Source organism: Salinicola sp. MIT1003 (genome assembly GCF_001858555.1).
Taxonomy (GTDB): Bacteria; Pseudomonadota; Gammaproteobacteria; order Pseudomonadales; family Halomonadaceae; genus Salinicola; species Salinicola salarius.
Map to the genome: position 1 here is coordinate 139,428 of NZ_MCAP01000033.1, position 20,253 is coordinate 159,680.

Here is a 20,253-nt window from a genome sequence, read left to right on the forward strand (position 1 = left end):
AGCGGCAATGATCGCACCCGCGCGATCATGCCTGAATCCCGGGTATCCGACCCGAGGGTCGGCCCTTCGGGAGATGTCGTGATGGAGCCCAGACAGTGGCATGCCCTGGCCACGGACAGGGTGTTGAGCGAGCTGGATTCGGCCATGACCGGATTGAGCAGCGATCAGGCAGGCATCCGTCTGCGCAGCGAGGGGGCAAACCGGTTGCCGGCGCCTCCGAAGCGCAGCCTGACCAGGCTGTTCCTGTCCCAGTTCCACAACGTGCTGATCTACGTGCTGCTGGGGTCGGCGCTGATCACGACACTGCTCGGTCATGTCGTGGATACGACGGTCATTCTGGCCGTCGTCGTCATCAATGCCGTCATCGGTCTGATTCAGGAGCATCGTGCCGAGCGGGCGCTGGCCGCCATACAGGAACTGCTGGCGCCATACGCGACGGTGCTGCGCGACGGCGGGCGGTGCCGGGTGAAAGTCGAGACCCTGGTGCCCGGGGACATCGTGCTGCTGGAAGCCGGGGATCGGATCCCCGCCGATCTGCGGCTTTTGCAAAGTCATGGGCTGAGCATTCAGGAATCGATGCTCACCGGCGAATCGACGGCGGTGGAAAAACATACCGACCCGGTTCCCGCCTGGATGGCGCTGGCCGAACGTGGCTGCATGGCCTTCGGCGGCACGCTGGTGGTCGGCGGTCAGGGGCTGGGCGTCGTGGTGGCGACGGGCATCGCCACCGAGATGGGCCGGATCAGCCGGCTGCTGGCCCATGTCACGCCCAGGACCACGCCGCTGGTCAGGCAGATGAATAGCTTTGCCCGCTGGCTGACACTGATCATTTTGATGCTGGCGGCTGCCGTGATGGCGTTGGGCCACTTCCTCTGGGATTACCCCTTCGGCGAGCTGTTCACCGCTGTCGTGGGGCTGTCGGTGGCGGCGATTCCGGAAGGGCTGCCGGCGGTACTGACCATCACGCTGGCGCTGGGGGCCCAGGCAATGGCGCGGCGCAACGCCCTGGTACGCCATCTGCCGGCGATCGAGACGCTGAGCAGTGTCTCGGTCATCTGCACGGACAAGACCGGCACGCTGACGCGCAACGAAATGGTGGCCACCGAACTGGTGACCGTGGATGAGCGCTTCACCATCGATGGCGTGGGGTACGCGCCGGATGGGGCGATCCAGGGGGCTGCGCCCATCGATCTTCAGGCCAGCCTGCGGCTGCGGGAACTGGCGTGGGTCGCGGTGCTGTGCAACGACGCCGCGCTGCAGCACAGCGACGGTATCTGGCGGGTCGAGGGCGATCCTATGGAGGGCGCGCTGCTGACGCTGGCTGCGCGAATGGGGATGAGCCGCCCCGAAGCCCAGCGCTGCTGGGTACGTACCGACGTATTGCCGTTCGATGCCGAACATCGCTACATGGCGACCCTGCATCACGATCACGAGCGCCACGCCCGCCTGTTCATCAAGGGCGCCCCGGAGCGGGTGCTGGCGATGTGCAGTCGAGTTCGCACCGCTGAGGGCGGGGAGGCGATACTGGAGCACGCCTGGTGGCACGCCCAGGTCGAGCAGTTGGCTGGCCGTGGCCTGCGAGTGCTGGCCCTGGCGACACGCAGGGTGCCGGTCTCGCAGACCGTGCTCTCCCGCGCCGATGTGGAAGGCGGCATCATTCTGCTGGGGCTGGTCGCCTTGATGGATCCGCCGCGCCCGGAGGCCGTGGCCGCCATTGCCGAATGCCGGCGTGCGGGGATCGGTGTGCGCATGATCACCGGCGATCACGCCGCCACCGCGGCGGCCATTGGGCAGATGATCGGGCTGGAGCGCACCCGGCGGGTCATCACCGGTGCAGAACTGGAGACGATGAGCGATGACGAGCTCAGCGCGGCGGCAATGGAAACGGATGTCTTTGCCCGCACCAGTCCCGAGCACAAGCTGCGGCTGGTCATGGCACTGCAGGCGCGAGGCATGACCGTGGCGATGACCGGCGACGGGGTCAACGATGCCCCGGCGCTCAAGCGTGCCGATGTCGGCATCGCCATGGGGCGCAAGGGCAGCGAAGCGGCGCGGGAGGCGGCCGATATCGTGCTGGCCGACGACAACTTTGCCTCCATCGTGGCGGCGGTGCGTGAAGGCCGCAACGTCTACGACAAGATCGTACGGGTGATCGCCTGGACCTTGCCGACCGATGCGGGCGAGGCCGCCACCATCGTGACGGCGCTGCTGTTTGGCATGGTATTGCCGGTCACGCCGGTGCAGATTCTCTGGGTCAACCTGATCACGACCGTCACGCTGGGTCTTGCCCTGGCCTTCGAGTCCGGCGAGACGGGTGCGATGCAGCGTCCGCCACGCTCGTCCGATGCGCCGCTGCTGGGGCTGGCCTGGCTATGGCATATCGGGCTGGTGACGGCGCTCTTTCTGCTGGGCACGTTCGGTATCTACGCCTGGGCCATCGAGCGGGGCCACGACATCGCGCTGGCGCGCACCATGGCGATGAATACCCTGATCGCGATGGAAATCAGTCACCTGTTCTTCATCCGCAGTATTCACGACTCGGCCTTCAGCCTGCGGATCCTGCGCGGTACCCGGGCGCTCTGGGTGGCCATCGGTATCGTCGTGGCGGCGCAGTGCGCCATGAACTGGCTGCCTCCGGTACAGGCGGTGTTCGAAACCCGCACCATTCCGCTCCTCGACGGGATGGCGATTCTGGCCGTGGCCGTTTTGCTGCTGCTGGCGGTGGAGACCGAAAGGCAACTGCGGCGCAAATTCAAGACGGGCCGTCGTGACGATACCCCACCATCCGACGAGCAAGAGGCAATACGCTGATGGAAACCGACCTTCGGCTGTTTCTGGCAAACGCCGGATACCGCGGACGCGGATTTCGTGTCGGCCTGCAAAACGTCGGGCTATTGGCGTTGTTGTCGCCCGACGTCGCAGAGCAGAAAGGGGAGATGGATTTTTTACCCGGCACGGCGCTGATGGATGCTGATGACCATGCAGTGGGCGACATGGGTGACCTTGTGCGACACGCTGCCGACCAGCAACCCTTTGATGTCACTGAGCCCTCGGCTACCCATGATGATGGCATCCACCTCGAGTCGCTTGGCTTCTTCGATAATCACCTCGGCTGGCGAGCCTTGCTTGACCAAGGTATCGAACTCGTTTTCGTAGCCTGGCATGGAGGTAATCTCTCTCAGCGCCTCCGCGATGATCGCTTCTCCCTCCTTTTCGGCGAGCTCTACCGAAACTGCCTTGATCGCGGCCGCGACGGTCAACATTTCACCCTGATGGAGATCAGGATAGGGATCGCGCACGTTCAATACATGGATCTTGCCTTGAACCGGAGCCGCCAGTTGGCAGGCGATCTTGAGCGCGGCGTGGGAGTCTTCCGATCCATCGATCGGGACCAGCAGTGAGCTGAACATGGCGCGTACCTCGCAGAGGGCGATGGGTTACGAACTTGGCTTGCTTGAGCCAAGTTATCCGCTCGACCACTGTTCAGCTTGACCTGTATCAAGAAAGCATCGAATAGCCCGTGGACGGCATGCCTCCTGGTCATGTCGGCCAGACAGGAGACATCAACCGAACAGATCCTGCTGGGCATGAGGCGCACGGAATCGCGTGGTGTCCAGGCCCAGATCGGCGCGCCGTTCCAGCCCCAGGCGAGAGGCCGCCCGGCGAAAACGCTGGCCGATCATGTCCACGAACAAGCCGTCGCCGTGCATGCGGTGGCCGAAGCGGCTGTCGTTGCTTTGGCCCCCGCGGGATTGGCGGATCAGGCTCATCACCTTGCCCGCGCGCTCCGGGTAGTGCTCCTCGAGCCAGGCTTCGAACAGCGGCGCCACCTCGCGGGGCAATCGCAACAGCGTCCAGCTGGCGGTGCGGGCGCCGGCGTCGGCGGCACGAGTCAGCAGCGTCTCGATCTCGCTGTCGTTGATGGCGGGGATTACCGGCGCCACCAGCACACCCACCGGTACCCCGGCTTCATGCAGCTCCCGAATGACCTTGAGCCGTGCCGCGGGAGAGGCAGTGCGCGGCTCCAGGGTGCGTTTCAGTTCGTTGTCGAGCGACGTCAGGCTGACGAACACCCGGACCAGCCGCTCGCGCGCCATCTCGGCGAGCAGTTCCCGATCGCGCAGAATCAGCGCGCTCTTGGTCACCAGCGTGACCGGGTGGCGGCACGCCAGCAGCAGCTCCAGCAGCGAACGCGTCGTGCCGTGCTGCGCCTCGATCGGCTGGTAGCAGTCGGTGTTGCCGGAGAGATTGATCGGCCGGCAGACATAACCCGGTTTGCACAGCTCCTCGCGCAATCGATCCGCCATGCCGGTCTTGGCGATCAGGCGCGTCTCGAAATCGATGCCGGGCGACAGATCCCAATAGGCGTGGCTGGGGCGGGCATAGCAGTAGATGCAGCCATGCTCGCAGCCGCGATAGGGGTTGAGCGAGCGGTCGAAGCCCAGGTCCGGCGACTGATTCCAGGAAAGCGCCGAGCGCGGCGCCTCGAACTGCACGTGGGTCGAGATGCGCTCCGGCAACGCCTCCTGCCACCAGCCGTCGTCCTCGACGGTGCTATGCGTCGGCTGGAAACGGTTGTCCGGGTTGTAGGTCGCGCCGCGGCCTTTCAACGGGCCGGGTCGAGAGGGAGACGACATGGCAGCGACTCCTGATGACTGTTTATATATACAGTATCACTCCACGCAGCCGGGGAGAAACTGTTTAAGAGGGAAGAGGGAAGAGGGAAGAGGGAAGAGGGAAGAGGGAAGAGGCGGCGCCGTGGTATCGGCGCCGCTGAAGGAGAAAGCGGTTAGAAGCTGAGTTTTACGCCGCCTTCGAGGTAACGGTCCTGGGTGTTGTAGCCATCGACCAGTTGGTAATCCTTGTCGAAGGCGTTCTCCAGCTTGGCCGACAGCTCGACGGTCGGCGTGACTTGCCAGGCCGTGCGCAGATCGACGACGCCGTAGCCGGAGGTAGTGGTAGGGCCGTAGGGCGCATCGAACTGTACGTCACGACGGTCGCCTGCAGCTCTCAGAGTGCCGCCAAAGGACCAGTCCGCCACGGCGTAATCGGCATCCAGGCGACCAAAGACGTGGGCGCGACGCTGGAGTCGCTCTCCGGTCTCGCGGTTCTCCGGGTCCTGATAGGTGAGACTGGCGCGCAGATCGAGACCGCCACGCTCCCAGCCGCCACTCAGCTCGACGCCACGGATCCTGGATTCGTTGACGTTATAGGGAATGAAAGTGGCGTTGTCGTAAGTGATAAGGTCGTCCATACGGCTCTCGAACGCCGTCACGCGGGCATTCCAGGCCTGTTGGTCCATCGCCCAGAAAGCTTCCCAGGTCCTGGACGTCTCGGCGTCCAGGTCGGGATTGGTGCCATAGGGGCCGTAGAGATCGATCAGGTTCGGCGCCTTGAAGGCGGTGCCGTAGCTCAGCCCGATGCGCTGCGCCGCCGTCAGGTGGTAGGCGTAGCCGGCGTTGCCGGTGGTCTTGTCGCCGAAGCGGGAATCGTCATCGTAGCGTAGCGATCCCGTGAGCTCGTGGTCTCCGTAGCGACGCTGCATCGAGCCGTAGATGCCGTAGTTTTCCCGGCTGTCTTTCTGATAGCTCGAGCCAGCGGCATAGTCGTCATAGTCGATGCTTTCCTCTCGATAGTCGACGCCGAGGGAATCCACGCCGTTGCTGCGCGTGAAGCGGTGCTGGAGGCCGAGCTCGTTGCGATGCGACTCGATACGACTGTTGCGGACGCCGTCGTAGTGCTCGTCGCGCTGTTCATCGAAGTGGCCGCCGGTGACGATCATGTCCCAGTCGGACTCGAGCGCGACATCGAGCTGTGCCCCGAAGGTCTGGAGATAGCCTTCGGTCCGGCAGTCGGCAGAGGCCGGGTAGGAGCAGTTGTCGTAGTCGGCGTCGAAGTCTTCGCGCATGGCGCTCAGGTTGAGGTCGACACGGTCGCTGAATCTGTGGGCCAGTCCCAACTGTCCGCCCGCGCGGCGGAACCCGTCGCGCTCGCCGCTGGTGTCGGAGGAAGTGGCATTGAAGCCGTCGCTGTCGCGATGGAAGACTGTCGCGTTGAGTCGCGTGTCGGTGTCCCCGGCGGAGACGTGCGCGCTCTGCCTGGACGTGCCGTGTTCCCCGGCCCTGAGGTCGAGGGAGCCGTGAGTGCCCGCACCGCCGTTGCGAGTGAATATCTGGATGACGCCGCCGATGGCATCCGAGCCGTAGGTCGCGGCGCGCGGGCCGCGCACGACCTCGATGCGCTCGATGGCGTCGACCGGCAGGAACTCCAGGCTGGCGCCGCCACTCGTTGCCGATGTCACGCGAACACCGTCCACGAGCACCAGGGTGTGATCGGACTCGCTACCGCGCATGAACAGGGTAGTCAGACCGCCTGGCGTTCCGGTCTGCACGACTTCGATACCGGCACGGTTTTGCAGCAGCTCGACCACGCTATTGGCCTGGCTGCGTTCGATCTCGTCGCGATCGATGATGGTGGTGCTGGCCAGAACGTCGGCCTGTGATTGCGGCAGGCGATTGGCGGTGACCTGGACGTCGCCGAGCTGCTGCCGGTCTTCGACGTGTTGCTGGGCCTGGGCCGACAGCGTGGCCATGGCCATGGCGAGCGCGACGCCCGAGGCGACGGTATTCTTCTTGTAACGCATGTAATGTGATCCCCAACTGCGTTGTGCCCCGCGATTCACCGGCGCTGGGGCCGGACGCGATGACACGGAGTACTCGAAACGAGTACCGAACGAATACGCAATGGGAGGACGGACGTGACGATGCCCGCCTCGGACGCCATGGAATCCGGGCAGGGGGAGCCGCCACTGGATGAGCCCTCCGCATCAACCAGTGAAGAGAAACGCGCCGGTCTCCGGACTCTCGCGCGATGACCCGGGCGATAGACCCTGGGTCATCCGACACGCACGCCTTCCCATGTCGATGGACGTTCCCTTGAAGTTCCCTCGAAGGGCAGTCCATGCGATCACAGTGGCTGGATGGCCTGACGGCGCATCCGGTGGTGTCGAAGAAAACGCTATGTTTTCTAACGCAATTACCGTTGCGGGGGCAGTGCGGGGTTCTCACCCGCTTCCCGAGCACACGTCTCTCGACGCGCCGGATTGTCGCAGCTTCCACGCGACAAGTGAATTCCGGATCAGGCAATCGGCGCTGGGGCCTTCGTGATGGATCGGGCAGCGGCAACCCCGCGACGGCGCGAGCCGTCACGGTGTCGGCGAGCTGGGCTCCTGCAGTACCAGCTCCACGCGGCGGTTGCTGGCGCGGCCGGCCGGGGTGTGGTTGCTGGCCAGCGGGTGCGTCGAGGCATAGCCGATCGCTCGCAGCCGCTCGCCATCGAGGCCGGCCTGGCGCAACACGCGCACCACCGCCGAGGCGCGCGCCGCCGACAGTTCCCAGTTGGAGGGGAAGCGGGAGGTCGAGATCGGTACGCTGTCGGTATGGCCTTCGACGGAGATGGTGCCCTTGAACTCCTGCAGCATCGGGATCAGCTTTTCGACCAGTTGCCTGCCGCTATCGCTGAGCCCGACGGCGCTGCTGTCGAACAGCAGGTGATCCTGAATGCGCAGGTTGAAGCCGTGGGGAATCGCGGTGACCTCGACACCGTCGATCTGCGGCAATACGGGCGCTGGTTCGGGATCGGGCAGGTCGAACAGCGGCACGCTGAACGCCAGCGGTGGCATGGCGAAGATCTCGGCAGGCGCCGGCTTCGGTGCGGGCGAGTAGAAGCCGGTATCGCTCGCCAGTGGCGCCGGCTTGAGCTGACGCGGCGGCTGATAGAATTCACCGATGTCGGCCAGCGGCAGTCTTGGCGGCGGCTTCAACGCCGGGATGTGCAGCGGCAGCGCCGTGACGGGCGGCGCCCCGGCCGCGTCCCGGTCGATGAGCTGGCCGCCGTAGAGCGCCAGCATCAGCACGAAGAACGTGATCAGCAGCATGAGCATGTCGAGGTAGCTCATCAGCCACGAATCGCTCTCGCTGCTCCGCCCGCTGTCGACCAGGGGATCATCGTCGAACAGCAGGTCGGCAAAGGGGCCGCCGGGGGAGATCGCGGCCTGGCTCATGCGGACTCGACCGACGCGTCGGCGCTCTGCGGTCGGCGGGCATCGCGCATCTCGTCGCGGTGCTCGGCGCGGTAGGTGTTCAGGGCCTCTTCGATGAACGACGGCAGGCGGCGCTTGCTGACCATGACGACGCCTTCCAGGATCAGCGTCATGGCCATCAGCCGGGCCTCGGTGCGGCGTTCGAGCTTGACCGCGATCGGCTTGAACACCAGGTTGGCGAGCAGGATGCCGTAGAAGGTGGACATCAACGCCACCGCCAGACGCGGCCCGATTACCGCCAGGTCACCGGCCTGGATCACCTCGAGCATGTTGATCAGCCCGACCAGGGTACCGAGCATGCCAAAGGCCGGCGCGTAGACGGCCATGGTTCGCAGGATCTGCGCTTCGGCTCGCTCCTTGGCCTTGACTCGCACCATGCGCCAGCGAAGCATTTCGCGAATCTCTTCCTCGCGGGTATTGGCAATCACCATCTGCATGCCGGTGCGCAGGAAGGGGTTGGTGGTGCTCTCCAGCGCGCCTTCGATGGCGCGGATGTTGCCGCGGCTCCAGTGGCGGGACATGTCGATCAACTGATCCAGATCGTTTTCCAGTTCGCTGGCCTGGGGTTCGCGCCGGAACACCACGGCGACCTGGCGGCACAGCCGCTGCATCTCCTGAAGGGGGTAGCTGATGAAACTGGCCGCCAGCGTGCCGGTGAGCACGATCGCCAACCCCGGCAGGTTGAAGAAGCTACTCGGGGCCTGGGCAGTGAACAGCACGACGGTCGCCAGCAGCAGAGCACTGGCGATGATGCCGATGAGCGTGGAAGGATTCATGAACGGCTCGCAACCTGGTGAACGGGCATGGTGCCCATCTTAAGCCCGGGGCTCCACCGTCAAAGGCGCTAATTGGCGCGTGTATCAGGCGCTTATTGTCGACGGGATGCATCGGCGAGCGGTGATCGACGCGACCAATCTCAGGCGTCTTCGTCCGACCGGCGTGCTGCCGCCTCCCTGGCGTGGGTGACGAAACGCGTCGGATCGTCGCTGATCACGCCGTCGACACCCCAGTCCCAGAGCTTTTCGAAGGTGACCGGGTCGTTGGCGGTGTAGCAGAACAGCTTGATCTCTTCGTCGGCGATCTCCTGCGCCCGCTTGATCTTCAGCTTGCGCCAGTCGAGGTGGAGACTGTAGGCGGAGAGACGTTCGGTTTCCAGCCACCAGCGCTTGGGTGCCTTGTCGTCCAGCACGCCGAGGCGCAGGCGGTCGGGGTCGGATTCCAGCGCCCGTGCGGCGGTCAGCGCATGACGATCGAACGAGGAGACGATCAGCTTGTCGGCGGGCAACGCTTCCAGCGTCGGCGGCAGGGCGGCCTGGACGAGTTCGATGGCGTTGCGGCCGCGGCACACCTTCAGTTCCAGGTTGAGCCCCATGCCGAGTCGCTTGATCAGCTCGAGCATCGCCTCAAGCGTGGCGATCGGCTCGCCGCGATACTGGGCGCCGAACCAGCTGCCGGCGTCCAGTTTGGCGGCGCTTTCGGCATCGAGCTTGAACAGCTTGCCGCGACCGTCGGAGCAGCGCTTGAGACCGGCGTCGTGCCAGATGACCGGTGTTCCATCGCCGAGCAGTTGAACGTCGAGTTCGACCCATTGGCAACCGGCATCATGGGCGGCCTGAACCGCTGCCAGGGTGTTTTCGGGGGCACGCGCGGAAAGGCCGCGATGGGCGATGTAGCGGGGCGTGTCGGTGTCGGTGTGATCGGCGCTATCGGCGGGGCGCGGCTGGGTCATGCGGTCAGGATCTCCGTCGAACGCTGGGGCGGGCGTTCATCACTGTCGAAATGGCACAGATTCAGGCGGCTGTGCGTTGGCGTCATCGCCAGGCTCAGACCTTCGACCACCGCGCGCGCGCAGTCAAGGCAAATCACCCGTCATGCCGTATGGCGAACGTGGATATCCGTTGTGTGGCACCCGGATTCCCAGGCTTCCAGGTTCCCAGGTTCCGGGCAGTTTTCGTACCAAGCCTAATGCCGCCGCCGTCTTGCTGTGCCGATAGCGATACCGAGAAGTACGGCGGCACCCGCGGCGAGGCCTATCTCGCGACGATGGGCCGTCATTTGCAGTTGAAGGCTGTTGGCATGTGCCTGGTGATTGAATCGCCCGCGAGCGCCGTGGTCTCCCTTGGCCGGGTGCCACAGGTTGTCGGCGCGATCGGGCGTCTCTGACTCGGACGTCTGCTGGCCATCGACCGCACTGTGCGCCAGATAACGGTCCATCAGGGCGGGACACAACTTGTTGCCCCAGATCGTCAATAGCGACGAAATGCCTACATACAGCTGACGGCGCCGGTGATGCGCAGCCCAATAGATGGCACGGGCACCGACTTCTGGCTGATAGATCGGCGCAACCGGACGGGCGCGCCTGGGCAGATGGCTCTTGCACCAGTTGAACTGCGGCGTGTTCAGTCCCGGCATTTCGACGATCGTCATATGCACATGGCTGCCTTCGCTGAGCAGTTCGCAGCGCAGCCCTTCGGTATAGCCCTTGATCGCATGCTTGGCGCCGCAATAGGCAGTCTGCAGCGGGATCGGCCGATAGGCGAGCGCCGAGCCGACCTGAACGATGGTGCCCCGGTCACGTGGGCGCATGCGCTTGAGCGCTGCGCGCGTGCCGTTGACGTTGCCCAGATAGGTGACTTCGGTCACGCGCTTGAACTCCTCGGCGCTCATCTCGTAAAACGGCGAGAATACCGTGGTCATGGCGTCGTTGACCCAGATGTCGATCGGGCCGAGTTCGGCTTCGATACGCTCGGCAGCCTGTTCGACCTGCGCAGCGTCGGCGACATCGGCGCTGATCGCGACGGCATAGCCACCGAGGGCTTCCACCTCGCTCTTGACGGCCTCCAACCGTTCCTGGCCGCGTGCGATCAGGCCGAGTCGTGCGCCGTGACGGGCGAATTCACGCGCGGTGGCGCGTCCGAGCCCAGCGCCGGCGCCAGTGATGACGACGACTTCCTGATGTTGAGATCGCATAGAGACTCCTTTCCGCTGTCGAAAACACCTCATTTGGCAGGCATTCAGCCCCGACGGCCTCGACTCAGTTTCCATAACAGCAGTCCGCCGGCCATCAACGCCCCAGTCGCCAGCGCGGCACGTTGGTTGGCCTGCTTCTGCACTGCTGCCCGGCGATGTTCGATCTCTTGCTCCGGCGGGCCGGCAGTGGCCGGCCCACGATGCAGTGCCATGCGCAGCACTTCGGCAATGTGCAGGGCGCGCCGCTCGGTGGTCTGGGCGATCTGCTCGCGACAACTGAAGCCGTTGGCGATGATCAACGTGTTCTGGTCGGCATCGCGGACCTTGGGTAACAGCACTCGCTCGCCGGCACCGATCGAGACGTCGTACTTCTCGCGCTCGAAACCGAACGAACCGGACATGCCGCAGCAACCCGAGTCGAGCACTTCGTAGTCGAGCCCCATCTTCTCGAGCAGTTGCCTTTCGGCGTCGAGATGGACGATCGCCTTGTGGTGACAGTGGCCGTGTACTAGCGCCTTGCGCTTGAGTTGCGGCGGTTCGTAGTCGTCGGTGTGGTGGATCAGGAATTCGCTGAGCATGAAACTGTTTTCCCTGAGCCGGTTGGCGCGGTCATCGTCGGGAAACAGATTGGTGAGCTCATCGCGGAACACCGACACGCACGACGGCTCGAGACCGATGATCGGCATGTCGTTGTCGATCTGCTCGCTCAACGTATCCATGACGTTGTGCAGGTATTGCTTGGCGTTGTCGAGCATGCCGAAGTCATAGAACGGTCGCCCGCAGCACATCCCTTCGGGGGGTGGCACTACACGGTAGCCCGCCGCTTCGAGCACCTCGGTCGCCGCCTGGGCGGTATCGGGATAGAAATGGTTGTTGAAGGTATCCACCCATAGCATGACAGGCGTTGCGTGCTCGTTGACGATCGGCCGCTTGGCGAACCAAGCCTTGAAGGTTTCGGGGGCGTACATCGGAACCTGGCGCTGCTCTGGCATCGACACGACGCGCTTGGCAATGGAGCGCAACACCAGCGTCCGGGTGACAAAGTTGGTCAGTGCAGGGAGCTTCGAGGCCAGCCGCGACCAGCGATCGATGAAGCCGAAGGCGTAGTGAGACATCGGCCGCAGACGCCCCTCGTAATAATGCGAGAGAAATTCGGCCTTGTAGGTCGCCATGTCGACGCTGACCGGACAATCCCCCTTGCAGCCCTTGCAGGCCAGGCAGAGATCGAGCGACTCCTTGACCTCTTCCGAGCGCCAGCCTTCCTTGATCACGCCGCCATCCATCATCTCGAACAAGAGCCGCGCCCGCCCGCGGGTAGTGTGCTTCTCCTCGCGGGTGACCCTGTAACTGGGGCACATGATGCCGCTCTCGTCGCTGCGGCATTTGCCGACGCCGACGCAGCGGATCGCGACCTCGGAAAATCGGCGCGAATCCTCGGGAAAAGCGAACCGGGTTTCAGGTTCGGTGGGATGGTAATGCACCAGGCGCAGATTCTCGTCGAGGCGATAGGCGTCGACGACCTTGCCGGGGTTCATCTTCCATTGCGGGTCCCAGATGCGCTTGAATTCGCGAAACGCCTCGACCAGTTCCTTGCCGTACATTCTGTCGAGCAGCTCGGCGCGTGCCTGGCCGTCGCCGTGCTCGCCGGACAGCGAACCGCCATAGGACATGGCGAGCTCAGCGGCGTCTTGCATGAAGTCGCGAAATTTATCGACCCCTTCTTCGGTGTGGAGATCGAAGCTGATGCGCGAGTGAATGCAGCCCTGGCCAAAGTGACCATACAAGGCTCCGACATAGCCGTATTTGTCGTAGAGCTTGTGAAGATCGCGCACATAGTTGCCGACATCCTTGGGTGAAACCGCGGAATCCTCCCACCCCGGCCAGTGCGGATGCTTGTCCGGTGGCGGAAAGGCCGTCGCGCCAAGCCCGGCTTCGCGCACCGTCCATAGCTGGTCGGCGTGTGCCTTGTCATCGATGATCTGGTAGCCGGTGGGGGCGCTCTGGGTCTTTTTCAGTTCATCGATCAACTGCCTGGCCTTGGCGTCGGTTTCCTCGGGATCATCGCCGCCGAACTCGACCAGCAGGTAGGCGCAGCCTGCGGGCAGCTTCTTGAGCACCCCTTCGTGCATGTGCTGCTTGATTTCGTCATTGAACAGCCGATGGTCGATGCCTTCCACCGCGATCGGCCGGGCTTTCATGATCTCGGCGGCATGATCGCCGGCAGCGGCGATGTCCTCGAAGCCGATCACCACCAGCGTGCGGTGCCTGACGTTTTGGGTCAGTTTGAGAGTCGCGTGCAGTACCGTCATGCAGGTGCCTTCGGTGCCGCACAGGGCGCTGGCGAGATTGAAGCCGTTCTCGGACAACAGATCGTCGAGGTTATATCCCGATACGCGCCGCGGCACGTCTTCGATCCGGGGATAATACTGGCGGATCTGGTCGGCATAGTTGTCACGCAGCGCCTTTAGCTTGGCGAATATTTCACCCTTGCGCCCGCCGGCGCTGATGGTCGCGTCGATCTCGTCTTCGCTGTAGTGATCCTTGAGCGTCATGCGCACGCCGTCGTAGGTCAGAATATCCAGCGAATGGACATTGTCGCTCGAACGGGGTCCGTGACCGTAGAACTGGGCCTGCACCGAATGCATGCCGCAGGAGTTGTTGCCGACATTACCGCCGATGGTGCACCACTTGTGCGTCGATGGATCGGGAGGGAAGACGAGGTCGTAGGGGCCAAGTGCCTGGTTGACCTTGTCGTTGATTGCGCCGGGCTCGACAGTGACGAGGCGCTTCTCGGCATCGATGTCGAGGATCCTGTCCCGGTACTTGGAGTGATCGATGACGACAGCGTGGTTGACCGTTTCCCCTGACAGGCTGGTGCCGGCCCCGCGTGACAGGATCGGTACGTCGTGGGCGCGGCAAAGGCGGTGAATGGCGATCACGTCGTCGACCGTTTTGGGCAGGGTGACGCCGATCGGCGGCTGGCGGTAGTTCGAGGCGTCGTTGGCATAGAGCGCACGACTGCCGGCATCGAAGCGGACTTCACCGTCGATCGCGGCGGCCAGTTCCTGGGCAAGATCGCGATGATCGCTTGCCGGTGCCGGCGGTTCGCCGTATGAAGCCGCCTGTGATGTGCTGGTTCGTCGGTCTGTCATCGCTGACTCCTTGCGATGTCATTGCTCTTCCGAAAGCAACACTGAGGGAATGAAGTGATGGCGGTCAGGCAAGGACGCTATGGCCGGTGCGCTTTCGATAAGCGGAGCTTTATTAGTTCACACGTTCATTCGTTCATTCGGCCCTTGGTCGGTATCGCTCGGCTTCCTCGCGCTTGAGTGTCAGGCCCAGCCCGGGGCGTGCGAGATTGGGCTGCAATGCCCCATTGACGGGACCGACGATGCCATCGAACAGCATCGCCTCGATCCGTGCGTGGTCATGAAAATATTCCAGATGGCGCACCTGGCTGGCACAGCAGCCGGGGTGCATGTGCAGCGCCGGTGCCGTGTGCGACGACAACGGTACGTGGTAGGCATCGCACAGCGCGGCGACATCGAGAAAGCCGGTAATCCCGGCGCAGCGGGTAGCGTCCGCTTGCATTACGTCTACCGCCTCGGCTTCGAGCATATGCCGGAAGTAGGTCAGGTCGTAGCCATATTCGCCAGCGGATATCTCGATGCCGCCGGGCACGCGGTTGCGCAACAGACGAAGTCCCGCGAGGTCGTCAGACGATACCGGCTCCTCGTACCAGCTCACGCCGTATTCGTGAAAGGCCTCCGCCCTGGCCAGCGCCTGCTTGCGTGAATAGGCACCGTTGGCATCGACGTACAGCTCGGTCTCTGGGCCGATGGCCTCGCGTGCCGCACGGATACGCGCGAGATCATCATGCGGATAACGGCCGATCTTCATCTTGACCCGTGGTATGCCGGAAGTCACCCAGCCGGCCAGTTGTTCGCGCAGGCGTGTCTCCGAATAGGAAGTGAAGCCGCCGCTGCCATAAACCGGCACCGAAGAACGAACGCCGCCGAGCAGGGTCACCAGAGGCAGTTCGAGCAAGCGCGCTTTCAAATCCCACAATGCAATGTCGACGGCGGCGATGGCCATCGAGCAGATGCCGGGACGACCGAGATTGCGGATCGACTCGACCATCGCCAGCCAGCATTCGCGTGTCGCCATGACATTGCGCCCTTCGACGACATCCGCCAGCTTGCTCTCGATCAGGGCGGCGCAGGCGGGAGATCCATAGGTATAGCCGAGCCCGGTCTTGCCGCCAGCGCTGAGTTCGACCAGCACCATGCCGGTCGAATCCCAGGCGAGCGTACCGTCGGATTCGGGTTCGTCCGTGGGTATCTCATAGGCCGCGACCTCGATACCCTCGATCGGGACATGCGTCATTTCCAACATGGCGGCGTCTTCCTGATGTTCGTGAAACAGACGCTCATGAATCAGTGCTTGCGGAGCTTCGGCACGACATCGCGCGAGAACTGTCGGAACGACGCCTTGATGATACCCAGCGAGTCGGGATCGCCATGCAGCAGCGCCGACATGTAGGCCTTGGCCTGTTCGCGCTTGATATGGGGTGGCAGTGGCGGCACGTCGGGGTCGGTGACCACTTCCAGTACCACCGGGCGATCGGCATTGAGCGCGCGGTCCCAGGCGCCGGCCAGTGCCTCCGGCTCGTCGACCTTGATACCCTTCAGGCCGATCAGATTGGCGTAATCGGCATAGGGGAAGTCGGGCAAATCCTGCGAGCCGGTGTATTTAGGGTCGCCGACCTGAACGCGCATTTCCCAGGTCACCTGATTGAGGTCCTGGTTGTTGAGCACCATGATCACCAGGCGCGGATCGCTCCAGCGTTGCCAGTACTTGGCGATGGTCACCAGCTCGGAATTGCCGTTCATTTGCATCGCGCCGTCGCCGACCAGGGCGAGTACCACGCGGTCGGGATGGGCAAACTTGGCGGCGATGGCGTAAGGCACGCCATTACCCATCGTCGCCAGCCCGCCGGAAAGCGATGCCTGCATGCCCCGGCGCAACTTGAGATCGCGTGCGTACCAGTTGGCGGCCGAACCGGAATCGCTGGTGATGATGCAGTTGTCGGGCAGCTTGGGCGAAAGCTCCCAGAACACGCGTTGCGGATTGATCGGATCGGCATCGGCCAGGGCGCGCTGTTCGAGCATTTCCCACCACTGGGAGACACTTTTCTCGATCCGTTCACGCCACTTGCGCTCCGATTTGCGTTGCAGATGCGGAATCAGAGCCTGCAGCGTTGCCGCGCTGTCACCGGTCAGATTGACTTCCATCGGATAGCGCATGCTCAGCATGCGACCGTCGATATCGATCTGTACGCCGCGTGCCTGGCCTTCCTCGGGCAGAAATTCCGAATAAGGGAACGTCGAACCGATCATCAATAAAGTGTCGCAGTTCGCCATCAGCTCCCAACTGGGGTTGGTGCCGAGCAAGCCGATCGAGCCGGTGACGTAGGGCAGGTCATCGGGCAGCGCCGCGCGCCCCAGCAGCGCCTTGGCGACACCGGCACCGAGAATGTCGGCGATCTCCATGACTTCGTCGGTAGCCTGCAAGGCGCCGGCGCCGACCAGGATCGCGACTCGTTCGCCAGCGTTGAGCACCTCCGCGGCGCGTTCGAGATCATCCTGGTGCGGAATCGTGCGCGGCGCAGCATAGCCGACACCCGAATGCACCGTGCCATGCGCATGCGGCGGTGTCTCGACGGCGGGCTGGGTTTGCAGATCGTTGGGAATGACCAGCGCGGTGACCGTACGTTCGGACAAGGCGATACGCACGCAACGGTCGATGAGATGGCGGATCTGGCCGGGTGTGGTTGCCATGTGCACATATTCATTGGCTACGTCCTTGTACAGCGAGACCAGATCGACCTCCTGCTGATAGTCGCCGCCCAATGAACTGCGCGCCTGTTGGCCGACGATTGCCACCACCGGCGTGTGATCCTTCTTGGCGTCGTACAGGCCATTGAGCAGATGGATCGCGCCCGGTCCTGATGTGGCGAGACAAACGCCCACTTCGCCGGTGAACTTGGCATGGGCACAGGCCATGAATGCGGCCATTTCCTCATGACGGACTTGAATGAAATCGAAGCGGTCGCCGGCGCGGTCGAGAGCTCCCATGATGTCGTTGATGCCATCGCCGGCGTAGCCGAATATTCGCCGGATGTTCCATTGCGATAGACGCTTGAGAAGAAAATCGCTGACCGTTTCGCTGCTCATTTCCTGGCCTCCACGCTTGGATCGGTTACTGAGAACTTGGATTGGTTGCTTGAGAAGAATGTCGGTTTGCTGAAAGAAATAGTGGCGCTATGGTGAAAACACTTTTCAAGGTGGTACATCAACGTGGCTTTGAGCAAGACGAAATCCGGACGAATCATGGCTATGATTAACAAACGAATAAAGAGACATCGAGTGGCTGAATCGATCGGCTGAATTTTGATTAATCTCCGTTAAAAATGATGCATGTTTACCGCTTTTTGGCGGAAAGAACGCCAATGGCATCATAAGGAAACGGCATTTCCCTTCTGACGGCGGAAAAGCGATTACGAGGAAGCAGGACATGGATGAATCGAACAAGATCGAGGATTACGGCCTTATCGGTGACATGCGTACCGCCGCATTGATCGATCGGAATGCCTCGATCGAGTGGTTATGTCTGCCGCGCTTCGATTCCGATGCCTGCTGTGCGGCCTTGATCGGCAAGCCTGAAAACGGTTACTGGCAATTGTCGCCGGTGGCGAAGGTGGTCTCCCGTTCGCGTCGTTATCGCGGTGAGACGCTGGTACTGGAATCCGTGTTCGAAACCGAGTCCGGCAGTGTGGCCGTCATCGATTTCATGCCGTTGCAGCACGATGACGAAACGACGGTCGATCTGGTGCGCATCGTGGAAGGGCGCGGCGGCGAAGTCGAGATGCGCTGTGATGCGCTGTTCCGCTTCGGTTACGGCAAGGTATCGCCCTGGAAGCGGTGTCATGAGGCAGGAATGTCTGCCATCTCGGGACCGGATGGCTTGCGTCTGCACACGCCGGTGAAGCTGGAGGAAAGAGACGGCCACACTGTCGGCAGATTCCACGTTGGCGAGGGTGAGCGTATCCCCTTCGTGCTGACCTGGTTCCGTTCGTTCTGCGAGGCACCGTCTCCTCGCGATGCCGAACGTGAACTCGACGAGACCGAACAATGGTGGCGGACATGGAGCGCCCGTTGCGACATCGGCGAAGCGTTCCGCGAGCCCGTGGTGCGTTCACTGGTCACGCTGAAGGCCTTGACCGACAATCTGACCGGCGGCATGGTCGGCGCCGCCAGTTGCTCCCTGCCCGAGAGCATCGGCGGCCAGGATAACTGGGACTACCGATACACCTGGCTGCGTGACGCCACGTTCACGCTGTATGCATTGCTCTCATCGGGATATCAGGAAGAGGCGCTTGCGTGGCGGCAGTGGCTGCTGCGCGCGGCATCGGGAGATCCAGGTAATCTTCAGCCCATCTATGGGGTCGCTGGCGAACGTCGCGTGCACGAGCATCAACTGGACTGGCTCGAAGGATTCAACGGTTCACGGCCGGTGCGCATCGGTAATGGCGCGTTCGAGCAGATACAGCTCGATATCCACGGCGAGGTCATGGATGGCCTGCATTGCGGGCGTCTTCATGATTTCGAGCCCGACGAAGAACTATGGAAGATCCAGCGTGAGCTCGTCGGGTATCTGGAAACACATTGGCGGGATGCCGGCGCGAGCCTGTGGGAGCTGCGCGGCGAATACAAGCATTACACCTATTCTAAGGTCATGGCCTGGGTCGCCTTCGACCGGGCCATCAAGGGAGTCGAACGTTTCGGTCTGGAAGGCGATGTAGAACGTTGGAAAGCGCTGCGTCAGGAGATTCATGATGAAGTTTGTGAGCGGGGCTTCAACCGAAGGCGCAACACGTTCGTACAGCACTACGAGACGGAAGCTCTGGATGCTTCGCTGCTGTTGTTGCCTCTGGTCGGCTTTCTGTCTGCCGACGATCCCCGCATGCGCTCGACCATCGAAGCGATACAGCGGGAGCTTACCTATGACGGTTTCGTCTACCGTTTCGCGAGTGACGACAAGCGCGATGATCTCACTCGGGGCGAGGGCGCCTTTCTGATTTGCGGCTTCTGGCTGGTGGATAATCTGATATTGCTCGGACGGCAAGACGAAGCCCGCAAGCTGTTCGATCAATTGCTGGACGTGCGCAACGATCTCGGCCTGTTATCGGAAGAATATCATCCGCTGCAACGGTGTCTGCTGGGCAACTTTCCGCAAGCCTTCTCGCACGTGGGCCTGGTCAACAGCGCACACAACCTTCAGCGGGCCGAATCCGATGGGCAGCGGCCGAGCCCGGCGGAGTCGCGACGGCGGCACTAACGTAGCTGGATTTCGACTTCTTTCGAATACCGGCCGGAGGCGGACGGACGGGGGCCAGCGACGTGACGATATGATAGGCTGCGCGGCTTATTACACCGGCCCGAAGCCGCCGGCAGCGCGCCACAAGGCAACAAGTCAGGAGAAGCATGATGAAGGTCGTTCACGTCAAGAACCCTGAAACCCGCGAAGCGTGTCTCGCCAAGCTGTGTGCCAGTGTCTATGGACAGGAAGCGGGCCTGGCCCCGCTGGTGACGTTCGCCGGCACCCAGGGCGTGCTGTTCGAGCAGGAGGCGGCGCGGCTGTTCGCGCTGACCGAAGACGACGGCACCATTCTTTGCCTGGCGCTGATTTCCTCCGATGTCGACGGCGGGACCATGGAAGTCGGCATGCTGTCGACGCCGGAGGGGAAAGGCAACACCCGGCATAGCCGGCAACTGGTCAGGACCCTGGCGGAGAAGGCGCCGCTGCGCGTGACGGCCAGCGACGAGGCGGGAGAAACATTCTTCCGGCGTTGCGGCATCGAGCGCTGGGTGGATGGCGAAGAGGGCCTGCGCATCGGTCTGGGGCCGCTGCATCCGGCGCCGGTGAAAGGAGCGCTGCCCAACATGGTGCGCTTCAACGGCGACGGTATCGTGCGTACCTTCAAGGAGCAGCCGAAGACCTTCGAGGAGTACAAGACGCGCTTCGTTGCCGCCCTGGAACGTTACTCGAATAGTTTGTAAAGCCGGCTTCGACCAATGTCTGACGGCCGCGACGCGTGCCGCTCCTGACTTGACCCGCCT

General features: G+C 63.0%; 13 protein-coding genes and 1 riboswitch. Of the genes, 3 read left to right on the forward strand and 10 right to left on the reverse strand.

What is annotated here, in order from left to right:
* Positions 1 to 81: 81 nt before the first annotated feature.
* A complete protein-coding gene (locus tag BC443_RS12605; protein WP_071232188.1) occupies positions 82 to 2,811 on the forward strand; it encodes an HAD-IC family P-type ATPase in 2,730 nt (909 codons plus the stop codon).
* 134 nt (positions 2,812 to 2,945) lie between these two features.
* Here the strand turns inward: BC443_RS12605 and BC443_RS12610 are convergent, their stop codons facing one another.
* From BC443_RS12610 to BC443_RS12655, 10 genes are all read right to left on the reverse strand, one after another.
* The gene (locus BC443_RS12610; protein ID WP_071232189.1) at positions 2,946 to 3,410 is read right to left on the reverse strand and encodes a universal stress protein; all 465 of its coding nucleotides are present in this window, start codon (positions 3,408 to 3,410) and stop codon (positions 2,946 to 2,948) included.
* Positions 3,411 to 3,563: 153 nt separating this feature from the next.
* The gene (locus tag BC443_RS12615) at positions 3,564 to 4,637 is read right to left on the reverse strand and encodes a PA0069 family radical SAM protein (protein ID WP_071232190.1); all 1,074 of its coding nucleotides are present in this window, start codon (positions 4,635 to 4,637) and stop codon (positions 3,564 to 3,566) included.
* Between the two features lie 152 nt (positions 4,638 to 4,789).
* The gene (locus tag BC443_RS12620) at positions 4,790 to 6,643 is read right to left on the reverse strand and encodes a TonB-dependent receptor (protein ID WP_071232191.1); all 1,854 of its coding nucleotides are present in this window, start codon (positions 6,641 to 6,643) and stop codon (positions 4,790 to 4,792) included.
* Between the two features lie 185 nt (positions 6,644 to 6,828).
* Positions 6,829 to 7,113: riboswitch (cobalamin riboswitch) on the reverse strand.
* Between the two features lie 91 nt (positions 7,114 to 7,204).
* On the reverse strand, positions 7,205 to 8,062 hold the full coding sequence (locus tag BC443_RS19110; RefSeq protein ID WP_083387382.1) for an OmpA family protein: 858 nt from the start codon (positions 8,060 to 8,062) through the stop codon (positions 7,205 to 7,207).
* The gene (locus BC443_RS12630) at positions 8,059 to 8,877 is read right to left on the reverse strand and encodes a MotA/TolQ/ExbB proton channel family protein (protein WP_071232192.1); all 819 of its coding nucleotides are present in this window, start codon (positions 8,875 to 8,877) and stop codon (positions 8,059 to 8,061) included. The genes BC443_RS19110 and BC443_RS12630 overlap by 4 nt, the downstream gene beginning before the upstream one ends.
* Positions 8,878 to 9,017: 140 nt before the next feature.
* Positions 9,018 to 9,830: a glycerophosphodiester phosphodiesterase family protein gene (locus tag BC443_RS12635; RefSeq protein WP_071232193.1), complete on the reverse strand. Its 813-nt coding sequence runs from the start codon at positions 9,828 to 9,830 to the stop codon at positions 9,018 to 9,020.
* Positions 9,831 to 10,063: 233 nt separating this feature from the next.
* On the reverse strand, positions 10,064 to 11,071 hold the full coding sequence (locus BC443_RS12640) for an SDR family oxidoreductase (RefSeq protein ID WP_071232194.1): 1,008 nt from the start codon (positions 11,069 to 11,071) through the stop codon (positions 10,064 to 10,066).
* Positions 11,072 to 11,115: 44 nt separating this feature from the next.
* The gene (locus tag BC443_RS12645; RefSeq protein WP_071232195.1) at positions 11,116 to 14,223 is read right to left on the reverse strand and encodes an FAD-binding and (Fe-S)-binding domain-containing protein; all 3,108 of its coding nucleotides are present in this window, start codon (positions 14,221 to 14,223) and stop codon (positions 11,116 to 11,118) included.
* A 133-nt stretch (positions 14,224 to 14,356) separates the two neighbouring features.
* Positions 14,357 to 15,466, reverse strand: a complete 1,110-nt coding sequence (locus tag BC443_RS12650; RefSeq protein ID WP_071232196.1) for an enolase C-terminal domain-like protein — start codon at positions 15,464 to 15,466, stop codon at positions 14,357 to 14,359.
* A gap of 41 nt (positions 15,467 to 15,507) precedes the next feature.
* Positions 15,508 to 17,307 carry a thiamine pyrophosphate-requiring protein gene (locus BC443_RS12655; protein ID WP_071232197.1) on the reverse strand — a complete coding sequence of 600 codons (1,800 nt, stop codon included), beginning with the start codon at positions 17,305 to 17,307 and terminating at the stop codon, positions 15,508 to 15,510.
* A 340-nt stretch (positions 17,308 to 17,647) separates the two neighbouring features.
* Here BC443_RS12655 and BC443_RS12660 point away from each other — a divergent pair, with 340 nt between their 5' ends.
* Together BC443_RS12660 and BC443_RS12665 are read left to right on the forward strand one after the other, a co-directional pair.
* The gene (locus BC443_RS12660) at positions 17,648 to 19,471 is read left to right on the forward strand and encodes a glycoside hydrolase family 15 protein (protein WP_071232198.1); all 1,824 of its coding nucleotides are present in this window, start codon (positions 17,648 to 17,650) and stop codon (positions 19,469 to 19,471) included.
* 146 nt (positions 19,472 to 19,617) lie between these two features.
* Positions 19,618 to 20,193 carry a hypothetical protein gene (locus BC443_RS12665; RefSeq protein ID WP_244179901.1) on the forward strand — a complete coding sequence of 192 codons (576 nt, stop codon included), beginning with the start codon at positions 19,618 to 19,620 and terminating at the stop codon, positions 20,191 to 20,193.
* The last annotated feature ends 60 nt before the right edge of the window (positions 20,194 to 20,253 follow it).